This is a genomic window from Arenibacter sp. P308M17 (assembly GCF_003426735.1).
Classification (GTDB): Bacteria; Bacteroidota; Bacteroidia; order Flavobacteriales; family Flavobacteriaceae; genus Arenibacter.
Genome location: NZ_QVON01000011.1, coordinates 56,022 through 77,154, shown reverse-complemented (window position 1 = coordinate 77,154; position 21,133 = coordinate 56,022). Strand labels below are relative to the sequence as shown.

Annotated in this window: 22 protein-coding genes; 12 read left to right on the top strand and 10 right to left on the bottom strand. The window is 41.4% G+C overall.

The features are described 5' to 3' along the window. The 7 genes from D0S24_RS20060 to D0S24_RS20030 all read left to right on the top strand — a co-directional run. Positions 1-1,656: collagen-like protein (locus D0S24_RS20060; protein ID WP_147321485.1), on the top strand; the 1,656-nt coding region annotated here is incomplete at its 5' end. Between the two features lie 31 nt (positions 1,657-1,687). Next, positions 1,688-3,712 carry a gliding motility-associated C-terminal domain-containing protein gene (locus D0S24_RS20055; protein WP_117021615.1) on the top strand — a complete coding sequence of 675 codons (2,025 nt, stop codon included), beginning with the start codon at positions 1,688-1,690 and terminating at the stop codon, positions 3,710-3,712. Positions 3,713-3,715: 3 nt separating this feature from the next. Continuing rightward, positions 3,716-4,684 (top strand): type IX secretion system membrane protein PorP/SprF, encoded by a 969-nt coding sequence (locus tag D0S24_RS20050; RefSeq protein ID WP_117021614.1) that lies wholly within the window; start codon positions 3,716-3,718, stop codon positions 4,682-4,684. 207 nt (positions 4,685-4,891) lie between these two features. After that, positions 4,892-5,425 (top strand): isopentenyl-diphosphate Delta-isomerase, encoded by a 534-nt coding sequence (idi, locus tag D0S24_RS20045; protein WP_117021613.1) that lies wholly within the window; start codon positions 4,892-4,894, stop codon positions 5,423-5,425. Continuing rightward, complete coding sequence (locus D0S24_RS20040) at positions 5,422-5,829, top strand: 6-carboxytetrahydropterin synthase (protein WP_117021612.1); 408 nt, start codon at positions 5,422-5,424, stop codon at positions 5,827-5,829. Before idi ends, D0S24_RS20040 begins: the two co-directional genes overlap by 4 nt. Before the next feature lie 106 nt (positions 5,830-5,935). Then, entirely contained in the window at positions 5,936-6,904 is a 969-nt protein-coding gene (locus D0S24_RS20035; RefSeq protein WP_181938149.1) for a type I phosphomannose isomerase catalytic subunit, read from the top strand. Between the two features lie 33 nt (positions 6,905-6,937). Further along, a complete protein-coding gene (locus D0S24_RS20030) occupies positions 6,938-7,207 on the top strand; it encodes a hypothetical protein (RefSeq protein ID WP_117021611.1) in 270 nt (89 codons plus the stop codon). 58 nt (positions 7,208-7,265) lie between these two features. On the opposite strand, the gene D0S24_RS20025 is transcribed toward D0S24_RS20030, so the two are convergent. From D0S24_RS20025 to D0S24_RS20010, 4 genes are all read right to left on the bottom strand, one after another. Further along, on the bottom strand, positions 7,266-7,982 hold the full coding sequence (locus tag D0S24_RS20025; RefSeq protein WP_117021610.1) for a DUF4369 domain-containing protein: 717 nt from the start codon (positions 7,980-7,982) through the stop codon (positions 7,266-7,268). 44 nt (positions 7,983-8,026) lie between these two features. After that, complete coding sequence (locus D0S24_RS20020; protein ID WP_117021609.1) at positions 8,027-9,289, bottom strand: DUF819 domain-containing protein; 1,263 nt, start codon at positions 9,287-9,289, stop codon at positions 8,027-8,029. A 44-nt stretch (positions 9,290-9,333) separates the two neighbouring features. Next, positions 9,334-10,137: a Cof-type HAD-IIB family hydrolase gene (locus D0S24_RS20015; RefSeq protein WP_117021622.1), complete on the bottom strand. Its 804-nt coding sequence runs from the start codon at positions 10,135-10,137 to the stop codon at positions 9,334-9,336. A gap of 208 nt (positions 10,138-10,345) precedes the next feature. After that, a complete protein-coding gene (locus D0S24_RS20010; RefSeq protein ID WP_117021608.1) occupies positions 10,346-12,592 on the bottom strand; it encodes a transglycosylase domain-containing protein in 2,247 nt (748 codons plus the stop codon). A gap of 402 nt (positions 12,593-12,994) precedes the next feature. Between D0S24_RS20010 and D0S24_RS20005 the strand changes: the two genes are divergently transcribed. Then, positions 12,995-13,768: a S1/P1 nuclease gene (locus D0S24_RS20005; RefSeq protein WP_117021607.1), complete on the top strand. Its 774-nt coding sequence runs from the start codon at positions 12,995-12,997 to the stop codon at positions 13,766-13,768. 203 nt (positions 13,769-13,971) lie between these two features. Beyond that, positions 13,972-14,154 (top strand): hypothetical protein, encoded by a 183-nt coding sequence (locus D0S24_RS20000; protein ID WP_117021606.1) that lies wholly within the window; start codon positions 13,972-13,974, stop codon positions 14,152-14,154. Here D0S24_RS20000 and D0S24_RS19995 read toward each other — a convergent pair. Together D0S24_RS19995 and D0S24_RS19990 are read right to left on the bottom strand one after the other, a co-directional pair. Beyond that, positions 14,144-14,743 (bottom strand): alpha-ketoglutarate-dependent dioxygenase AlkB, encoded by a 600-nt coding sequence (locus D0S24_RS19995; protein WP_117021605.1) that lies wholly within the window; start codon positions 14,741-14,743, stop codon positions 14,144-14,146. The genes D0S24_RS20000 and D0S24_RS19995 overlap by 11 nt on opposite strands. Then, a complete protein-coding gene (locus D0S24_RS19990; protein ID WP_117021604.1) occupies positions 14,740-15,612 on the bottom strand; it encodes an AraC family transcriptional regulator in 873 nt (290 codons plus the stop codon). The genes D0S24_RS19995 and D0S24_RS19990 overlap by 4 nt, the downstream gene beginning before the upstream one ends. 219 nt (positions 15,613-15,831) lie before the next feature. Here D0S24_RS19990 and D0S24_RS19985 point away from each other — a divergent pair, with 219 nt between their 5' ends. After that, positions 15,832-16,419: a hypothetical protein gene (locus D0S24_RS19985; protein WP_147321484.1), complete on the top strand. Its 588-nt coding sequence runs from the start codon at positions 15,832-15,834 to the stop codon at positions 16,417-16,419. Positions 16,420-16,482: 63 nt separating this feature from the next. Here the strand turns inward: D0S24_RS19985 and D0S24_RS19980 are convergent, their stop codons facing one another. Together D0S24_RS19980 and D0S24_RS19975 are read right to left on the bottom strand one after the other, a co-directional pair. After that, on the bottom strand, positions 16,483-17,115 hold the full coding sequence (locus D0S24_RS19980) for an MOSC domain-containing protein (protein ID WP_117021602.1): 633 nt from the start codon (positions 17,113-17,115) through the stop codon (positions 16,483-16,485). Between the two features lie 63 nt (positions 17,116-17,178). Further along, positions 17,179-17,535, bottom strand: coding sequence for a DUF6249 domain-containing protein (locus D0S24_RS19975; protein ID WP_117021601.1), 357 nt, complete (start codon positions 17,533-17,535; stop codon positions 17,179-17,181). Between the two features lie 63 nt (positions 17,536-17,598). Here D0S24_RS19975 and D0S24_RS19970 point away from each other — a divergent pair, with 63 nt between their 5' ends. Then, entirely contained in the window at positions 17,599-18,255 is a 657-nt protein-coding gene (locus D0S24_RS19970; protein WP_309545108.1) for a sigma-70 family RNA polymerase sigma factor, read from the top strand. Then, the gene (locus tag D0S24_RS19965; RefSeq protein WP_117021600.1) at positions 18,245-18,658 is read left to right on the top strand and encodes a hypothetical protein; all 414 of its coding nucleotides are present in this window, start codon (positions 18,245-18,247) and stop codon (positions 18,656-18,658) included. The genes D0S24_RS19970 and D0S24_RS19965 overlap by 11 nt, the downstream gene beginning before the upstream one ends. 9 nt (positions 18,659-18,667) lie before the next feature. On the opposite strand, the gene D0S24_RS19960 is transcribed toward D0S24_RS19965, so the two are convergent. Beyond that, entirely contained in the window at positions 18,668-19,027 is a 360-nt protein-coding gene (locus tag D0S24_RS19960) for a MauE/DoxX family redox-associated membrane protein (RefSeq protein ID WP_117021620.1), read from the bottom strand. 74 nt (positions 19,028-19,101) lie between these two features. After that, positions 19,102-20,988 carry a molecular chaperone HtpG gene (htpG, locus tag D0S24_RS19955; protein ID WP_117021599.1) on the bottom strand — a complete coding sequence of 629 codons (1,887 nt, stop codon included), beginning with the start codon at positions 20,986-20,988 and terminating at the stop codon, positions 19,102-19,104. Positions 20,989-21,133 lie beyond the last annotated feature (145 nt).

The window sequence follows — 21,133 nt, the reverse complement described above, 5'->3', positions numbered from 1 at the left end:
ACAGGAAATACAGGTGCCACCGGAGCCCAAGGAATACAGGGTGTGACTGGAGCAACCGGAGCCCAAGGCCCAACAGGAGCCAAGGGAGATACTGGTGATACTGGAGCAACCGGGGCTCAAGGAATACAGGGTGTAACCGGAGCCAAAGGGAATACTGGAGACACAGGAGCCCAGGGAATACAGGGAGATAAAGGAGATACAGGAGCAACTGGTGCTACTGGAGCACAAGGAATACAGGGTGAGACTGGTGCCAAGGGCGACACAGGTGCCACTGGAGCCCAAGGTCCAACCGGAGTACAAGGTCCAACAGGAAATACTGGTGCCACCGGTGCCCAAGGAATACAGGGTGTAACCGGAGCTAAAGGAGATACTGGTGACACGGGAGCCACAGGAGCCCAGGGAATACAGGGAGATAAAGGAGATACAGGAGCAACTGGTGCTACTGGAGCACAAGGCATACAGGGTGTAACCGGAGCCAAAGGGGATACTGGTGACACAGGAGCTCAGGGTCCAACCGGAGCACAAGGTCCAACAGGAAATACTGGTGCCACCGGGGCCCAAGGAATACAGGGTGTAACCGGAGCTAAAGGAGATACTGGTGACACGGGAGCCACAGGTGCCCAAGGAATACAGGGTGTGACAGGAGCAACCGGAGCGCAGGGAATACAGGGTGAAAAAGGTGACCAAGGAGATACCGGGGCCACTGGAGCCCAAGGTCCAACCGGAGTACAAGGTCCAACAGGAAATACTGGTGCCACCGGGGCCCAAGGAATACAGGGTGTAACGGGAGCTAAAGGAGATACAGGTGACACAGGAGCCACAGGTGCTCAAGGAATACAGGGTGTGACAGGAGCAACCGGAGCCCAAGGCCCAACAGGAGCCACCGGCTCACAAGGCCTAACAGGTGCCAAGGGAGATACTGGTGCCACCGGAGCAACTGGAGCCCAAGGCCCAATAGGTAATACGGGAGTTACTGGAGCGCAAGGTCCAACCGGAGCCCAAGGTCCGACTGGAGCAACAGGTAACACAGGAGCCACTGGAGCGCAAGGTCCAGCCGGTCCTGCTGGATCTGATGGTATCGATGGCGCTGTTGGTCCGGCTGGTCCAACAGGGGCCCAGGGTCCAACAGGAGCTACGGGCACACAAGGTCCGACCGGGGCAACTGGTCCGGCAGGGGATCCGGCAACGGATGATCAAACCTTGAGTATTGCGGGCGATCAATTGAGTATATCCGGTGGTAATACCATAACAGTGCCTACGGCCAACGGAACAGAGACAGTGGTGACTGCAGGAAACGACATAAGTGTAACCGGAAATGGAAGTAGTGCTTCTCCATATGTGGTTGCCAATACAAGACCTAATATTTTCTACCCCCCTTCCATTGCAGTGGATGCCTCTACAACTGGCACTGGTAGGACAATTAATCTGTATACCCAATATACGTCGCAGTTTGGATCCCCAATGGTAGCCAGTAATTTAGCACCAGGGGCCATACCAACCTATGCCAATACAGAGCTGTATTACTATGTTACGTTTTATGACGATACGGTATTCGACAATGTAAGTGTAAATGAATTTGGAGTAATGACCTATGATGTGATAACAACGCCAACAGATTATAATTCTCTGATCAACGTAGTATTTGTAGTAAAATAGTATTCATAAATCAACTAGGTACAATAAGAGTTTGAAACCAAAACACATATATAGATTTCTTTTTGTCGCCCTTGCTACCATATTCTTTGGTGCCAATACGGGAAATGCACAGTTTTTGTTGCAGGCGCCCAACAGCACCGATGAACATAATTATAAATGGTATGAGGCTTCCGATACTTCTATTGTTTTGGGTACCGATTTTTTTTATGAGGTAACTTCATCAGGGATTTATTTCGCAACATATGATGGTACGCTATGTGTATCAAATGCAACTGATTATTTTATAGTGACCGATTGTACAAGTCCGGATAATGAGGTAACAATGGATATATCCAATAATGTGGATGCCAATGCTGCCATAAGTTGGTCTCCTACAGTTAACGGAGATCAATTAAGACCTATGGTGATTGCCTCACCGAGTGTAGTGCGCTATACCGCCACTGTAACCAAGGCAGGGAATTTCTTTGATCTCCCAAGTTTTACAGTGGTTTGTTTGCAGCAATCCAGTGTTTTGGTGGACGACTTTATAACGGTTAATGAGGATTCTTCGGTGATAGTTCCCATTTTTGATAATGATAGCAATTTGCCAATTACCGGTATTTTAACTACGTCTAATCCATTTAATGGGAGCGTGCTTGTGAATGATAATGGAACACCAAATAACCCGACAGATGATTTTATAACTTTTGTTCCAAACCCCAATTACAATGGCCCAAGTACATTTACCTATACTATTTGTAATTCCCTTGGCGATTGTAGTACTGCTACCGTAAATGTGGAGGTTCTTCCTGTTGTTGATGCCTTTGATGATTCTGTCGCCACCTTGGAAAATATGCCGGTGGATATAGATATCTTGGGGAACGACAATGATATCCCTGCTTCAGGAACCATTACGGCCACAAGTCCGTCCAATGGCGTGGTGGTAGTTGATGATAATGGTACCCCTAATGATCTTAGGGACGATATGGTGACCTATACTCCCAATATGGGCTATGTGGGCAGTGATCTTTTTACCTACACCCTTTGTGACGATCAATCAAATTGTAGTACCGCCAACGTCAATATACTGGTGAATCCGCTTGGAATAGTTGATATTGACAGTGATGACGATGGAATTTTGGACAGTTTCGAAGACCTTAATCTGGATGGGGATAATGATCCGTCTACGGACCCGACCGATTCTGATGGTGATGGTATACCCGATTACTTGGATATCGATAGTGATAATGATGGCATTCCGGATAACGTTGAAGCACAAACTACCCAAGGCTATCTTCCGCCTAGTGGTGTAGATGCCAATAATGACGGTTTGGACGATGTTTATGAAAACAATGGGAATCTTGGCTTATTCCCTATAGACACGGATGGGGATAGTCTGCCGGATTACTTGGACGAAGATAGTGATAACGATAACGTTCCTGACCGCATTGAAGCCCATGACCATGACCATGACGGAATTCCGGATGTTGTTCAAATTGGATCGGACAAGGATAACGATGGTTTGGATGATGGGTTCGAAGGCACTACAGCTATAGACGTGGATGTTAATGATGAGATCAACGATCCCTATAATGATCTTCCCAATACCGATGGTGATGATGAAGTAGACTACAGGGATAACGACGACGATGACGATGGCATACTCACTGCGGATGAAGATGAAAATGGGGATGGAAATTATGCGAATGACGATTTTGATGAGGATGGAATACCTAATTATTTGGATTCTGATTTGATAATAATGGATGATGAAGTGGAGGTGTTTAACGTAATCACACCCAATAATGACGGGATACATGATGTTTTGACAATAAGGGGAATTGAAAATTATCCGAACAATACTATAAAAATTTATAACCGTTGGGGAGTATTGGTGTATGCCACCAAGGCATATAACAATGATTCCAATTATTTTGACGGTACTTCTGAAGGTAGGGCAACCATTGCAAGTGATAATCAGTTGCCGGTAGGAACATATTTCTACATTTTGGACTATAGCCCATCAGAAGTTGGAAAGATGACGACCCTTACTGGATACATTTATATAAATAGATAGAAGATGCCTAATCTTATTACAAATATTCTAGATTTCAAACAGCTGTTATGGTGCTTTTTTACCATGGTCATTTTGGCAGGTAACAAGGTACAATCGCAACAGGATGCCCAGTACACCCAGTATATGTACAATACGGTAAGTGTAAATCCTGGATATGCCGGTTCTAGGGGGCATGTAAGTATTGCGGCATTACATAGGTCCCAATGGATAGGTTTGGACGGGGCCCCTACTACCCAGACTTTAAATGTACATTCACCAATAGGCTATAGGGGAGTAGGTTTGGGAATATCCATCGTGAACGATAAAATTGGCCCCACCTCAGAAACTTATTTTGACGGGGATTTTTCATACACTGTTTATACTTCCCAGGAGGGCAGATTAAGTTTTGGCTTAAAGGCAAGCGCACATATGTTGGATATCCGTTTTTCAGAGCTTAATCAGGATTATACCAACCCGGGAGGGCCGGACCCCACTTTACAGCAGGATATTAATAATAAATTCTCGCCCAATATCGGTGCCGGAGTATATTATCATACCGAGAAATTCTATGCAGGCCTGTCCGTACCACGGTTTTTACAGACCACACATTTTGATGGTGAAGCTTTGTCCACCGCAAAGGAGCAGATGAATTTATATTTTATAACCGGATATGTGTTCGACCTGAATTCCAATCTAAAATTTAAACCTGCCCTTTTAACCAAAATGGTTCAAGGTGCCCCATTGCAAGTCGATGCCTCCGCCAATTTTATGCTCAATGACAAATTTATCGTAGGGGCGGCATATCGTTGGGATGCGGCATTAAGTGCCATGGTAGGTTTTAATATATCCAATTCGTTCCTGATCGGAATGGCGTATGACAAAGATACTACCGAGCTGGGACAAGCTACCTTTAATGATGGGTCCTTTGAAATTATTTTGCGGTACGACTTCATTAAGGAACTGGGCAATTTAAAATCGCCGAGATTTTTCTAGTGTTTGGGCTAGTGTCCAACTCAATATCCATCATTCCTTACCCGTCATTAAACGTTGACTTGACACTAGTAAGACACTAATATAAGGTATGTATTTTCATGACATATTGGTTTAGTTGGAAAATACCTTATGGACAGTACTTAAAAGTATTTAATTTTTGTGAGCTACTTAACCCTTATTTTTAGTGAAAGGTTTTATTTTTACGGAATGGAAGAGGAAAATGTAATTCTTGTTAATGAGTTTGATGTTCAAATTGGTCTGATGCCCAAAATGGAAGCCCATGAAAAAGCGTTGCTTCATAGAGCTTTTTCGGTTTTCATAATGAATGATAAGGGAGAAACAATGATTCAGCAAAGAGCAGGCCATAAGTATCATTCCCCCCTTTTGTGGACCAATACCTGTTGTAGTCATCAGAGGGAAGGGGAATCCAATATTCAGGCAGGCAAGAGAAGATTAAAAGAAGAAATGGGATTTGAGGCCGAACTGAAAGAGTTGTTTTCGTTCATTTATAGGGCTCCTTTTGACAATGGTCTTACAGAACATGAATTGGATCATGTGATGATAGGGCAATATAATGGGGAGCCAAAGATAAATCCAGACGAGGTTGCCTCATGGAAATGGATGAACCCTACGGATATTAGGCAGGATATGCTTACTTCTCCAGACAAATACACAGCCTGGTTCAAAATTATTTTTGAAAGGTTTTACAATCATATTTCACAATATAATAAGGCCATATGAAGGTTAAAGTCAGTAGAAAGGCCCATTTTAATGCCGCCCACAGGCTGTACAGACCGGAATGGAGTTTTGAAAAAAATGATGCTGTTTTTGGGTTGTGCAATAATCCAAATTTTCATGGCCACAATTATGAGCTGATCGTAAGTGTTACCGGCGAAATAGATGAAGAGACCGGTTTTGTCATGGACATGAAGGTATTGAAAGAACTTATTAGGGATGAAATTGAAAATCAACTGGACCATAAAAACCTCAATATGGAGGTGGAATGGTTCAAGAACGTCAATCCCACAGCGGAGAATATAGCCGTTTATATATGGAACAGGCTCCGGCCCTTTATTGCAGCCTCCAACGAGTTGGAGGTGGTACTTTATGAAACTCCCAGAAATTTCGTAACCTATTCCGGATAGTTGTGGCTTAGTATAACCCATAGGAATAGGGAACATCATGTAACTTCCTATTGGATAGTGAATCGATTAATATATAGCATACAAACAATACCTTAAACCATTCAGAATGAACATATACCCTTTAAAATTTAACCCTATACTTAAGGAACGTCTTTGGGGGGGTACCAAGCTAAAAGATGTTTTGGGAAAACCTATAGAAAATGACATAACAGGGGAAAGTTGGGAGCTTTCAGCAGTGGAAGGGGACGTATCCATAGTGGCCAATGGTGATTTTTCAGGAACTTCACTACAGGAGCTGATCAACCAATATCCGGAAGAATTATTGGGAAAAAGTGTCTATGCCCGATTTGGGACCGAGTTCCCGATCCTTATCAAGTTTATTGATGCCAAACAGGATTTGTCCATACAGTTGCACCCTAATGATGAATTGGCCAAAAAACGCCATAATTCCTTTGGGAAAACGGAAATGTGGTATATTATGGATGCAGATGAAGGAGCGGAGCTTATAGTGGGGTTTAACAGGGACGTAACCAGGGAGGAATACGCCAAGAGTATTGAGGAGGATACGCTGTTGAATCTACTGAACTACGAGAGTGTGAAGGAAGGGGATACTTTTTTCATAAACACTGGTAAAATGCACGCCATAGGTGCCGGAGTATTGCTGGCAGAGATCCAGCAGACTTCGGATATAACCTATCGCGTTTTCGATTTTAATAGGAAGGATAAAAACGGAAATTTAAGGGAGCTACATACGGATTTGGCTTTGGATGCCATAGATTACACCAAGAAGGATGATTTTAAAGTGAACTATTCAGGTAGTAGGGATAGCGTAAACAATATGGTTTCATGCCCTTATTTTAACACCAATTTTTTGGAACTTACAAAGGATTTGGAGCAGGATGTTTCGGCAAGGGATTCGTTCACCATATACATGTGCGTAGGGGGCAAGGCTACAATTTCAAACGAGTTTGGCTCGGTATCCATAAAAAAAGGGGAGACAACTTTGGTGCCTGCCCGATCCAAAAAAATAAATATAATAACAACGAGTGCAAAACTTTTGGAGGTTACTATCTGAAAATGATTACTTTTGCAAAAAATAAATTTACCAATGGCAAGTATAAAAGATTTAAAGAAGGATATTAATTACGTTTTAGGAGATATTATTGAAGCGGTGTATCTAGTGGAAGCTTCCGGAAATAAGCAAAATTCTAAAGAAGGTAATGCAATAATAGACAATGCAATAGAAGTCTTTGACGATTTGATCGCGAAAGTAAACCAAAAGTCCGTGGAGAATAGACCGGCACATTTAAAATCCGTTAAGACGGAATTGGAAACCAAAGCCGGTTCCCTAATAGAGCAACTTAATAAACTGGGGTAGTATTTTCCCTAACAGGAATTTTAAAAAATAGGCCGTCTACTTTTGGGCGGCCTATTTTTTATTGTGCGGTATCTTTCTTGAGGTTGTCGATATGTTCTTTTAATTCCTTACCATATTTGGAATTGGCAACGTCATCGGAGAGCGAATTGTTAATGGAGTCCAAATATTTAAGATTGGCATCCGAAACTTCCTTTACTGCAATATAGGGTGCTACATAAGAATCCGTGTTGTTCAACGCAAAGTTAATGGCATAAAGGTATCCTCTCTTCACGTTTTTATCGGTTAAATTTTGAAGGGAATCAAAAGCGATGGAATCACTTTGGATTTTGGGGTCCATGCCCAGTTTGGCATATTCCAAATTTTTGGTGTTGAATTTGGACATTACTTCCATATATTCCTTTAGCTTGTCATTACTTTTGGATCCCTCTATTTTTGCATTCAGGTCAAAAGTATTCCAAGTGGTTTTAATGGTTATAGTTCCAGGTTCCCCAAAAAAGGTGATGCGGTCATTTATGCTATTGTTGTCCTTTTTGTCAAGATACAGATAGAACAATTCAGGACTTTCCAGTTCCGTGCTAAAGGAAAAATTACCGTCCCCTTCCACTACAAGGGAATCGACCGTGACCAAAGTGGTGTCCGCAATGTGCTGTAGATATAGGGTTCCTTTTTTTAGGCCCTTTACATTTCCGGTAACCGTCATTGTACTTTCAGTACTGCCATCCCCGCAAGAGATCATAATTATTGCCAGTACCGCGACCATTATAATTTTCTTCATATCATTTTTTTTGAAGCGCAAATATCATTAAAGTTTATGGAATTTTAAACTTTTGATGCAATTTCCATTAGAATTGTGCAAAGTATGGCACCGCCCGTACCTACCACGTAGCCCAATACCGCCAATAAAACACCTACCGAGGTCAATGAGGGATGAAATTCCGCAGCAACAACCGGGGCGGAAGCTGCACCCCCAACGTTGGCCTGACTCCCCACGGCAAGGAAGAAATAGGGTGCCTTGATCAATTTGGCAACAACGATCAATAAAACGGCATGAATCATAATCCAAACAAAACCTATGGCAAGGAGGCCGGGATTTTCAAAGACCTTGCCCAAATCCATTTTCATACCAATGGTGGCCACTAGGATATATATGAATACACTACCCAGTTTACTTGCCCCTGCCCCCTCATAATTCTTTGCCTTGGTGAAGGAAAGTAGAATTCCAACTATGGTTGCCAAAACTACCATCCAAAAGAAGCTGGAGCCCAAGAAAGAAAGAAAACTTTTATTATCGCTAACACTGTCAAAGTTGGAGGTCAAATACGAACTGATATTATCCCCAAATAAATGGGAAATACCTACCCCGCTAAAAGCAAAGCAAAGCATCATCATATAATCCTTTAAAGTGGGGACCCTGGTTATTTTCTCCGTGAACTTTGATACCTTAACCTTAAGCTCTTCAATGGCAGTGGTATCTGCCTTAAGCCAACGGTCTATTTTTTTTGTTTTTCCTACCCCCAACAAAATAATGGCCATCCATATGTTGGCTACCACTATATCCACCAAAACCATTCCCCCATATTTGTCAGGATTGTACTGATAAATTTCGAGCATGGCGGCTTGGTTTGCCCCTCCGCCAATCCAACTTCCTGCAATAGTGGCAAGCCCTCTCCAAATGGCATCAAAATCGTTCCCGCCTACGGTTTCTGGAGAAAAAAGGGAAATAATCAGTATGGCCAATGGCCCGCCTATTATAATTCCGAAGGAACCGGTCAGAAACATGATCAGGGCTTTAGATCCCAGATTGATTATCGCCTTAAGATCTATACTCAGGGTCATTAAGATCAGGGCGGCCGGCAGCAAATACCTACTGGCCATAAAATAGAGACCGGAGATGTCGTCCGATATTAAACCGCTACTGGCCAAAATGGAAGGCAGTACATAGCACATGAGAACGGCGGGTACTATATTGTAAAATTTACTCCAAAAGCCTGTCTTTAGGGAAGAGGTGTAAAAGATGAACCCCAAACAAAGGGTAAGTAGTCCAAATACAACGGTATCATTGGTAATAATTGCTTCCTTCATATAAAGATCGGTTCAATTGGGCCTTTCGTTGGTTCCAAATATAATCAAATTAAAATATGCTGCTTTATATAAAGGGCCACCCCGTCCTCAGAGTTTTTCAGGGCAAGGTCGCGGGCAATACGTTTCACCTCTTCACGGGCGTTGGCCACAGCTACTCCGCGTCCCACATTTTGAAGCATTTCCATATCGTTGTAGTTGTCACCAAAGGCAATAACGTCATTTAGACTTTCGTGTGCGCCCAATAATAGTTTGATGGCGGTTAATTTGGAAACCGATTTTGGTGCAATTTCGATCAGGGTATCGTTGCTGCGGTACAGGTTTAGGGTATGGGAAAAATGCTTTTGAAGTACTGGGAAAAGTCCATCGGTATTGTCCTTGTTCCCCATCAGCATAATTTTATGCGCCCCTATCCTTCTATTTTCCCAATCTTCGATGGTAGCTTTGGTGTTCCTATAAATGGGAAGGGTTTTGGTATATTTTATTTCTTTCCGTACCCGCTCGGAGTCTATTTCTACATACCATTCCCTATTGGAATATAGGCCCAGCTGAATTCCGACATTATTGGCCATATCATAAATTGAGGATATTTGGTCCATATAGATAAAAGTGGAGAGCAATTCTTTTGAACCGTGCAGGACCAATGCGCCATTGTAACAAATGATGGGTTCATTTTCTATGCCCAGACTTTTTTGAATATAGGTCATGGACTGGGGCATTCTGGCCGAAACCAATATAATCCTTAAACGGTCCTTTATTCTTTTGATTTCCGAAATGGTAAGATCGGAGACATTATCCTTATAGGTCAATAAAGTGCCATCCAGATCGGAGCATAATATTTTGAAATCCATAAAAGGGAATAGTGTTTGGGATTTTTGGAATTGATTTGCCGTCAAAGATATGGTTTAAGTACTAAATAGGGAATGCAAGGTGAGATATGTTAAAAATTAATTCTCCTTTACGCCAAAAATGTTATTATCTAGTTAAAGGTTAAAACCCCGCCTGAACGTAGTAGGGCAGGCCTGCCTTTGCCGGCCTGCAATTTCATTGCATAATAGTTTAATTATCCGTTTTAAAATCTTTTGTTTTCTTCTTTTTGGGATTCTTGAACAACCTTTTAAAAAATCCGTCCCTTTTTACCGGATCGCAATCCAGTTGGTCCATCACGGACGGACTTGGGACGGGAAATTTCGCTTTGGTGATATGGTCAAAGGAGTTATCCGCATTTAGTTTCTGTATCCACAGCGCAAAAATGGGCAAAGCCGCGTTGGCCCCTTGTCCCAAACTAGTGCTGCTAAAGCCTATTTCATGGTGGTCCAATCCTACCCAAGTGATATTGAGCAGCTTTGGGGTCAGGGCAACAAACCAGGCATCCTTGTTGTTCTGTGTGGTACCTGTTTTTCCGGCAATGTCATTTTTAATACCATAGGTAGAACGTATACGCGCGGCGGTACCACTGTTTACGGTGGCCTTCATCATTTCTAGCATGATTTGGCCTGTTTCTTCGGAAAAGGCCCTGTTTTCAGCTATTTCTGGATTAAAGGTCTCGATAATGGAATCCTTTTCGTTGGTAATACTGTGGATCAAATAGGGGGTGACGGATCTGCCATTGTTCAGAAAACCGGCATAGGCACCTGCCAGTTCATTGATTTTGATCTCGGCCGTCCCCAATGCCAAAGAGGGTAGCGGGGGCAATGGGGTTTCAATGCCCATTTTTTGTGCCTGTTCAATTACATTGGGAATGCCGGTTTTTTCCAAGACCTTTACTGCTACGGTATTAACAGAGTTGCTCAGGGCCTCTTCCATGGAGTAATTTAGGTAGGCCTCATCTTTCTTTCCGGAATTACTGGGAGACCAGCCCTCCATATTCCCATAGGCCACCTCCTGCGCGGAAAAATAGGTGCAGGGAGATATGCCGTTTTCAAGGGCAGCGGTATAGACAATGGGTTTAAATGCAGAGCCGACCTGCCTTTTGCTCTGCGAAATATGATCGTATTTAAAGTATTTAAAATTAATTCCGCCCAGCCACGTTTTTACTGCCCCGGTTTGGGGATCCAGGGAAAGGGAGCCGGTATTCAAGAATTTGAGATAGTGCAACAAACTGTCTATAGTACTGGCAGAACGCATTTCCTCCTGGTTCCAGTCCCTTAACCGCATTTCCTTTTTTAAGTTCATCGAGTCCATGATGGACTTCTCATTGAGGCCTGCGTTCTTCCATTTTTTGTAGGGTGCAGAATGCTGTATAACCTTATCAATGAGTTTTTGGTCCCTTATCCATGGCGCCCGCTTGCCGTAACTTTCTTCAAAGCTGTTTTGGAGCGCTTTCATATGCTGTTCCATGGCCTCTTCGGCCAATACCTGCATTTTGGAATCCAATGTGGTATAAATTTTAAGTCCTGAAGTGTATATATTGTAATCCTGTCCCTTCTCTTTTTGCGCCTTGGCCCAATTCAGCATTTGTTTCCTTACCTCTTCCCTAAAATAGGGTGCAATGCCCTCATTGTAATCGTAATCCCTATAATCTAGTTCTAAAGGAAGTTGTTTGATGCTGTCCACTTCCTTTTGTGAAATAAAATTATTGGAATACATGGACTGAAGTACTAGATTACGCCTGTTAATACTGTTTTTTGGAAAAACACGGGGGTTATAGCCATAGGTCGCCTTTAACATGCCCACCAGGATGGCGCTTTCTTGCAGCTCAAGGTCCAAGGCCGGTTTATTAAAGAATTTTAGGGAAGCGCTTTCTATTCCGAAAGTATTATCGCCAAAGGAAACGGTATTCAGGTAAAGCATTAGGATTTCTTCCTTGGAGTAAATGGATTCCAGTCGGGAAGCTATTATCATTTCCTTAAATTTTGAAATGGCCAGATTAAACTTTCCGGAGCTTTCCCTTGGATATAAATTCTTTGCCAATTGTTGGCTAATGGTACTACCCCCACCGGCCGATCGGTCCTGCATTAGGACGGTCTTGAGGGCCACCCGGACGAGGCTTTTGTAATCAATTCCGGAATGATCATAAAAACGTTCATCCTCAATGGCCACTAGGGCCTCTATTAAATTTTTGGGTACCGCATCAAATGGTATGGGCTGCCTGTCAAACAGGAAATACTTTCCAATAAGCACACTGTCCGTCGAATAGACCTCGGAAGCCCTTTGGTACTTGAAATCCGAAAGCTCCTGCTTGCCGGGAAGCTTTCCCCAAGCCCCCAAATAGATGAGCAGTACCAACATAAGAACAGCGCTGCCCAAAACAAGTATGGAAATTATTCCAATCCTCAAAAAGGGATTTTTTATATTCTTCAACATCCTCTTTTACAATTTAGGACTGCAAGATTATATTAAAAAATCAAATGGATTAACTTCTTAACAATTACTTATACTTCAATTCATTATTTTTGGATTCCATCAGTAGGTGTATTTATGGAATTTCAATGAATTTTTTAAGGGGTTTTACCCTGTTTTCAAATAGTGGCCAGTCTTTGAAACATTTAATATTTTAATAGTAAACAACACCTAATAATTATGAAATGAACCATGACAATTCTTGATACCAACCGAGATGTTCAATGGCGAAACCGAAGGTTCACGAACTCAGTAATGATAGAAATGATGTGAGTAATTACACCCGCCTGTCCGCCCGTTCCGGTACGGACGGGAACGAAGAAGTCGGGCAGGTCTAACTTTTAAAAAACAATAAAATTTGAACAGATGAAAGGAATTACGGTACTATGTCTTCTTATTTTTCAACTCGGCATTGGCAACAACATGGAATGGTCCAAGACCGGACACAGAACCATTGGAGAGGTGGCAGAACAACATTTGTCGGGAAGAACCAAAAGGGCCATAAAGAAACTTTTAAAGGGACAAAGTCTGGCTTTGGTTTCAATTTATGCAGACGAAATAAAGGCCGATAGGAGCTTTTCCAAATTTGGCCCCTGGCATTATGTAAATTATCCATCCGATAAAGAATACACAGAGGTCGCCCCCAGTGAAGAGGGGGATATCATCATAGGAATTGAAAAGTGTTTGGAAGTTGTTAAGGATCGGAATAGTAAGGAAGAGGACAAAGTATTTTACCTAAAAATGTTGGTCCATTTAATAGCGGATCTGCACCAACCCATGCATGTGGGCAGGTTGGAGGATAAAGGAGGCAATGATATCCAATTACAATGGTTTGGTAGAGGTACCAACCTCCATAGGCTATGGGATTCCAATATGATAGATGACTATGGAATGAGCTATTCGGAATTGGCAAATAATTTACCGGAATTGAACAAGGTTCAAATTAAGAATATTCAGCAGGGCAATATTTATGATTGGGTGGAGGAATCCCAGGACATGGCCAATGAAATTTATGGTTCGGTAGCCGTAGGGGAAAAATTGGGCTACGCCTATGGCTATAAATATTGGGCTACCGTAGAGAACCAACTGCAAAAGGGAGGTTTGCGCTTGGCCAAAGTGTTGAACGACCTTTTTTCTTAAAATTAAAAATAAATGAGCTCTCGTTCTGCAGAGTAAACCTTTGGTAAAGAGATGTCTGTATTAAGGGATGGTTAACTGCAGAGGTCTATTTGATCTTTCAGACCTATAATCGAAAAAAACATCACTTTTGACCAATTTTTATATGAATTGGCAAAATTGTTGAGTTATTGTTATTGAAGTTGGATATGAGGAGACTAACGTAAATGCCTGATAGGTTAGGGGCAGTATCCAGTGGATATAACAAAGGCATAAAAAAATCGGTTATGAAAACCGATTTTTTTATTTCTGCTTACCGCTTACCGCTTACCGCTTACCGCTTACCGCTTACCGCTTACCGCTTACCGCTTACCGCTTACCGCTTACCGCTTACCGCGTTTAGTTTATAACCCTAAAGGTAATATTGATGCGTTCTTTAATGGGTCTGGCAGTTTTTGGAATTTGGTGGTACCAACAATGCTGGGTTTCCCCTTTCATAAAAAGTATACTCCCGTGTGCCAATTGTAGTTTATGTTTCAAATCCTTTTTCCATTTATGCTTTAGGTGAAAGTAACGCTCCTGCCCAAGGCTTATGGATGCTATGGCCGGATTTTTGCCCAAGGCCTTCTCGTCATCTGCATGCCAACCATTGCTGTCCTTGCCATTTCTATATAGGTTTAACAAACAACTGTTAAAGTGTATGCCCATTTCCATAGATAGTCTATTCCTCAATTCCAGTAATTCAGATGTAAACCTATGGGGGTGCATGGTAATATTGGAATAGGAGTAGGGCCTGTTATGGTCCCCAAATAGGGCGGTCAGCCTAGGTTGGGGATGTGTTTTGCCATATACTGTAATATAGTCCTGTTGCCAAGGGGTGGTTTCCTTTAATACCTTAAAATAATAATCCGCTTCATCCGCCTTTAAAAAAGTGGGAAAATAGACAATATCACTATCAGGGAGTGGTAGCTCTATTTTTTTTGAAAGTAACAGGCTCACGATTGAAGTACACTTTTCAGTTCGTTTCTGTATTCGGACGGATTTTGACCCGTAAATGCTTTAAAGGATTTATTGAAATGAGAGAAATTGTTAAATCCGCACTCAAAACATACCTCGGTAATACTAATGGGCCTTTCTGCCAATAATTTTGAGGCATGGACCAATCTACATTCGTTCACAAACTGTACAAATGTCTTGTTTGTTATTTTTTTAAAATACCTGCAGAACGAGGGTACGGTCATACTCACCAGATCGGAAATATCTTCAAGGGTTATCTCCTCCTTAAAATTTGTTTTCACATAATTGAAGACAATATTTATCCTGTCATTGTCCTTCACTTCGGTTTGAAGGGAAAAACCTTGGGCGTTCAAGACTTGATATTCTTTGGAGTTGCCCAGTTCATTTAAGATGTTCAGTATGGATAGCAGCCGTTGAAAATCTGTCTGATATTCCATGATTTCGATTTTTTCGCCAATTTTTTTCTTGGTACTACCTGTGAATGCCACACCTCCACTAGCAATTTGAAAGAGACTTTGAATTTTTCTCATTTCCGGGATCTTAAAAAAATCATTGCCTAAAAAATCCTGCTTCATTTGTACCACGCTTTCACTTTTGTTGCCCGTAAGCACATCCGTAAAGCCACAGTGCGGTAGGTTGGATCCAATTAAAATCAGATCGCCGTCGGTATAATAGGAAACGTGACTTCCAATTTGTCGCTTTCCGGAACCCCCATTTACATAAACCAGTTCAATTTCCGGGTGATAGTGCCATACCCCTATTTTATTGGGGTTATGTTCATCAAACTGTTGATAGGTATATGAATGGCCGAAATCAGGTTCTATGACCTCAAATGTAGGTTTAGGTATCATATGTTAATATCATTAGGTATTGTAAAGGTAATACAGTCATTTTGGACAATTCTGTGCAAATTTAACTCAAATGTGTTTAGAATTAACCTGTTAACAATTATTTAATATTGAATGATGGTAAAATAGAATAGAAATTGGGGAATTATGGAGTAGTGGGACGGGAATTCCCAAACTACATTTACCATAGAAATGATTTATTAATATTAAATCCTAAATGTTATGAAAGCAGTTTTAAAATTAACAGCAATGGCCGCCTTATTACTTACTAGTACCATGGCAATGGCCAACGATCCGGGAATGTACCTGACAACGGTTAAGGATGCCAAAAGATTGGTCCTTAAATTGAACAAGCAGACAGAATCTTCTATATTGACTTTGACCGATTCCGACATGCATCAAATATTTGTAGAGAATATTAAGGAAGACGAAGATTACTCTAAAAAATTCGACCTGTCCAAATTGGAGGAAGGCCTTTATTATTTAAAGATGGAAAGTCCAATCAAAACTGTAGAGTTTACTATAAGTGTTGAGGATTCAGAGGTAAATGTTATTGCCCGTGATGAAGTGGCAAAACCATTTTTCAGAAAAAGCAAGGGCATTCTTTATGTGAATTACCTAAACCAAAAACTAAATGAGGTTGTAATCAATGTTGTCGATAGCGATAACAGGGTTGTTTATACCCAAAAAATGGGTAAGGATTTGGTGATAGGTAAGATGATCAATTTTACAAGCGCTGTAAAAGACGACTATACCGTATCCCTTAGTGAGGGTGCCAATACGTATTTTGAAACGGTATCCGTGAAATAACAAGTCTTATCCAGAAATTACAAAAAACAAAAATAATAGGAGCCATTTGGCTCCTATTTTAATTTAAAGATATTTCTTAAGTCGGTCCCTTTTATATTCAGGTAGCGAAGGGTTGTTGATCGCTTTTTGAAGTAGTATGGGATCCTTTTCCTTGGCAAGTATAATTTGAAAGCATTCCTTTATGGTAAGTGTGTTTTTGGATTTTTCAAGCAGCCTAAGCTGGTCCCCATTTTTTACCTCGCCCTCCTCCAAGATTCGCACGTAGGTTCCCGAATGGCCATAATCTATGAATTCCTTCAATATTTTGGCATTGCCAAAGCGAACGCCCAACTTGTAACACGGCTCCCTAGGTTGTGACACCTGAACCACAACGTTACCAATTTTATAGGTGTCGCCTATGCACATTTTGGATTCATCCATCCCTTCCACGCTAAGATTTTCCCCGAACATTCCCCAGTCCCAGTTTAATTCCGGATATAGATTTCTCCAATAGGGGTAGTGGTCTGTTGCAAAAAGATAGCAGGCTTTGTTGATTCCTGCATGATGCGTCCTATCTATAACGGTATCCTTGTGTACCTCCGTTTTGCTTAGAAAAAGGGGTTCGTCGGTAGGGTATTTGAATATTCCCGTTTGCTCTGCCTTACCGTTCCAAAGGAAGGTGGTGGCTTTTCCTGTATTGGTTGAGATGACTTTCATAGGATAAAGATAGAAAACCTTCGTATTTGCACACGAAGGTTTTTTAAATTTAACAAGGGTAGCCTAATCCATTTCCCTGTCCAGGTTTTTGGTTAGTTTAAAACCAATAAAAAGGGCAGCACCCGCCAAGAGAAAAATACAGCCGGGGAAAGCTATTTCATTCTTGACGTATAGAACTTCGGATAAAATACCGGCCACAATAATGCCCAAACCGATTCCCATAAGCAATAAGGCCAGGTTTAAAATTAAAATCTTCCAGATCGGGGCCGCTTTTTGGGTTCTTCCCCTAACAAAAATACTGGCATCGGCACCTTTTTCTATGAGTGCCAAGCGTTCCTTGTTCCTCGTGGAAAAATAGAGGTAAACAATTCCAAAAATTACAATAAAGAGACTAATGAAAACAAATCCAGGTCCTACCATTTTGTTGTGTATTAATTGATTAATTTTAATGTGTTCATAGGCTATGACGATATAATTTTGGCGATGGTTACATTTTTTTCGGAATATTTTATTGCCGCTTTTGTAACCCAAGGCAGCATTTGTTCGTCATACATCCATATGTCCACAAACGACGACCAACAAATTATAGACCGGATTTTAAGTGGTGATACCAATAGTTTTTCGCTTTTGGTGGATCGCTACAGGGATATGGTATTTATATTGGCCCTACGGATGTTGAAAAATAGGGAGGAAGCCGAAGAAGTGGCCCAGGACTCATTTGTGAAGGCCTTTCAATCCTTAAATAAGTTTAGGGGGGATTCCAAGTTTTCTACTTGGATATATAGGATAGCGTACAATACTTGTTTGGATAGATTAAAGAAGTATAAAAAGGATTTTCATTTAGTGCGGATAGATGGGGTTACTGCGCACCAAATAAAGACCTTGGACAGTGCCCTGGAAACTATGGAGGCGCAGGAGCAAAGTAGGGTAATCCAGGATTGTTTGGAGGCATTGCCCAGTGAGGATGGGTTTTTATTGACCCTCTTCTATTTTGAAGAAAGGTCCTTGGCCGAGATTTCCAAAATTGTAGGCTTAACGGAAATCAATGTAAAGGTCAAACTTTTTAGGGGTAGAAAAAAATTGGCATCGATTTTAAAGAAATATTTGGAACCTGAAATAATTGAGAGCTATGAAAGATGAAGCCTTGGGAAGGGAACTTGATACATTGGCAGCTAAAATAGTCAAGAAGCAAACCTTGGATGTGCCTTCGTTGGATTTTACCTCAAAAGTAATGTATAAGATTAGGCTTGTCAATAGCAAAAGTAGTACAGCATATGTACCCTTAATTTCCCGAAAAACTTGGGGAATTATAGGTTTTGGCCTTTTCTGTGTGGTTCTCTTCCCATTTTTAATGCAGGATTCCGGCAAAGTTGGTGTATGGTATTTTAATTTTGAATGGCCACAATTGCAACTTCCCAATATTTTGGATAGATTGCCCGTTATATTAATTTCGGATACTTTGGTGTACGGTATTTTGGCATTTACCTTATTTCTGTATGTCCAAATTTTATTTTTAAAGAAATATTTTGATGACCGCTTTTAATACTGCCTATTAAAGTCCGATATAGGAATACGCCCAGTACATGAGCACAAATTGAAGTGGAATTCTAAGGATCAGTATCCATTTCGGAATGCCCGCCGATTCCTTTTCACCCTTCAACATATAAAAATGGACCAAAAGAAATACGGTAAGCATTAAAATGATACCAAGGACAGCGCTATTTTTAGTAGCCGGGAAGCATAGACCCAAACCCAAAAGGATTTCTACCAGACCACTAAGGGATACCAATAACCTATGATGGGGCAAGTACCTGGGCATTATTCTCAGGTATGTTTTGGGAACAATAAAATGCATTGCACCAGCCAATACATAGATAGATGCCATTAGGTATTGGTGCCAAGGATATTCCATAGGGTAAAGATATAAATAAAAGAAGCTGGATTGCATAGGGCAATCCAGCTTCTTGATAATTGTAGAAAAACTGATTATTTCACCATTTCATAACTTCTCTTAATAAACTTGGTGAGTTCCTCCCCTTTCAACAGACCTTTGGACAAACGTGCAAGATCTAGCGATTGGGTAATAAGACGCTCTTTCTTTTTGGCCGTTTTTGTGTTTAAGATTTCGGAAACCAGTTCATGGTTGGTATTCACTACCAAATTGTACATTTCTGGCATATTGCCCATACCGAACATGCCGCCGCCACCGGTCTGCTGCATTTCTTTCATACGTCTCATGAACTCGGGTTCCGTAATAATGAACGGAGAGGAGCTGCTGTCCATAGCCTCCAATTGAACGGTATAGCTTTTATTGTTGATGGCAGCTTCGATATCGGTTTTTATGGTCTCCTTTTCCTCATCGGACAGTTTGGAGATTTGGGTGTCCTCTTTTTTGATGAGATTGTCCAAATGATCGGCGTCCACTCTGGCAAAGGAAATTTTCTCCTTGGAGGTTTCCAGTTTTTGCATTAAGTGCGAAACTATAGGGGAATCCAACAATAAAACTTCAAATCCCTTGGCCTTGGCAGCTTCTATATAACTGTGCTGCTCTTCCTTGTTGGAGGCATAAAGGATTACCAATTTATCGTCCTTGTCCGTTTGGTTGGACTTTAATTTTTCCTGTAGTTCCTCAAAAGTGTAAAAGGCGCCGTCTACAGTTGGGTACAAGGCAAATTTATCCGCCTTTTCAAAGAATTTGTCCTCGGAAAGCATGCCATATTCGATAACGATCTTGATATCGTTCCACTTGGCCTCAAAATCTTCCCTATTGTTTTTGAATAGGGAGCTTAATTTATCGGCAACCTTACGGGTGATGTATGTAGATATTTTTTTGACTGCCCCATCGGCCTGCAAATAAGATCTACTAACGTTCAATGGAATATCTGGAGAATCTATGACCCCTCTCAGCATAGTCAAAAATTCAGGTACGATCCCTTCTACATTGTCAGTGACAAAAACTTGATTTTGGTATAATTGAATCCTGTCCTTTTGGGTATTTAGGTCATTGGTAAGCTTTGGAAAATACAGGATTCCCGTTAGGTTAAAAGGATAATCCACATTCAAATGTATGTGGAATAATGGCTCCTCAAATTGCATAGGATAAAGTTCCCTGTAAAATTCTTTGTAGTCCCCCTCCGTTAATTCTGTTGGCTGTTTGGTCCAGGCAGGATTAGGGTTGTTGATGATGTTGTCCACTTCCTTTGTAGGTGCAGGATCTTCTTCTTTGGCGCCTTCTGGTTTGGGGAGCGTCTCCGTTGTAGTCCCAAATTTAATGGGAATGGGCATAAACTTATTGTACTTTCTAAGTAGGGTGCCAATTTTGCCTTCTTCCAAAAATTCTGTGGAATCCTCTGCAATATGCAGCACTATTTCCGTACCACGGGTAGTTTTCTTTGCCTTTTTTAGGGTGAAATTGGGAGATCCATCACAGGTCCAATGCGCCGCAGGCTCGTCCTTATAACTCTTGGTGATAATTTCTACTTTTGAGGCCACCATGAAGGCAGAATAGAACCCCAGGCCAAAATGACCGATGATACCTGAGTCCTTGGCGGAATCCTTGTATTTGTCCAAGAATTCTTCGGCCCCTGAAAAGGCAATTTCATTGATGTATTTCTGAACCTCCTCTTCGGTCATACCCACACCTTCGTCAATAATGTGTATTTTTTTTCCTTCCTTATCGATCTTTACCTCAATCAGCGGATTTCCATATTCCACCTTGGCTTCCCCTATAGTGGTAAGATGCTTTAATTTTAAGGTAGCATCCGTTGCGTTCGAAATAAGCTCCCTTAAAAATATTTCATGGTCGCTGTATAGGAATTTTTTTATGAGCGGAAATATGTTCTCTACGGAAACATTGATCTTGCCTGTGGCCATACTTCTATTTTTTTTAGTTTAACGACTTACCACTGTCAAAAAAAATACCATTATTGAGGGAAGTGACAAACTGACATTCTTTATTGGATTTAAAATGTTCCCAATCTCATTAAGGGTAGTGCAATTCCCTATAAATCCATGACCA